Origin of the sequence: Clostridium sp. ZS2-4, assembly GCF_026719745.1 — a bacterium.
Lineage (GTDB): Bacteria > Bacillota > Clostridia > Clostridiales > Clostridiaceae > Clostridium_H.
Map to the genome: position 1 here is coordinate 1 of NZ_JAPPRQ010000073.1, position 983 is coordinate 983.

Here is a 983-nt window from a genome sequence, read left to right on the forward strand (position 1 = left end):
AAAAGCCATTAGAATTAGGTGCTGATGTTGTTCTTCACTCTGCAACTAAATACTTGAATGGACACGGAGATGTTGTTGCAGGATTTGCAGCTGGTAAAGCTGATTTCATTACACAAGTTAAATTATTTGGCATTAAAGATATGACTGGAGCTGTATTAAGTGCTGACGATGCTTACTTAATACTAAGAGGAATGAAAACTCTAGAAATCAGAATGGAGAAACACTGCTCTAATGCAATGAAAGTTGCTGAGTTCTTAGAAGCTCATCCAGCAGTTGAAAAAGTTTATTATCCTGGTCTTGAAAGCTTTGAATATCATGAATTGGCTAAAAAACAAATGAGATTACCTGGTGCTATGATTGCTTTTGAACTTAAAGGTGGAATTGAAGAAGGAAGAACTGTTATGAATAATCTCCATTTAGCTAGCCTTGCAGTAAGCTTAGGTGATGGTGAAACATTAATTCAACATCCTGCTTCAATGACTCACTCTCCATATACAGCCGAAGAAAGAGCTGCTGCTGGAATAAGTGATGGATTAGTTAGATTGTCAGTTGGTCTTGAAACTACTGAAGATATAATCGCAGACTTAAAACATGCTTTAGATTTAATAGTTAAATAGGTTAGTGTTTAAATTATGGAAAGTTTCTTTTACGAACGTAAAAATAACTTTCCGTTTTTTTATTTAATGTGGTTGAAAAGGTTTACAATTCTTTTGTGTTTTGACGAATATATTTCTTTAACAACACTTATTCCAGCATTGTAAAAAGTTGGCATATACCTTGCTTATATTATTTGTGTAAACGTTAATATGTATAACATTGATATAAATAAATTTAAAGGGGAGATATAAATGAATAGAGAACATATGGCAAATATGGGTTTTGGTACTAAAGCAATACACGGCGGACATGTAGGTGACAAACAATACGGAGCACTAGCTACTCCTATATACAGAACTTCAACTTTTATATTTGATTCAGCTGAA

Annotated in this window: 1 protein-coding gene and 1 pseudogene; both read left to right on the top strand. The window is 33.4% G+C overall.

Translation table 11 applies throughout. From position 1 onward, the window contains the following. Positions 1-617, top strand: a 617-nt coding sequence (locus tag OIO11_RS11650; protein WP_268071640.1) for a PLP-dependent transferase, incomplete at its 5' end; no start/stop codon positions are given. 231 nt (positions 618-848) lie between these two features. Continuing rightward, a pseudogene (locus OIO11_RS11655) lies at positions 849-983 on the top strand (methionine gamma-lyase); the annotation flags it as partial.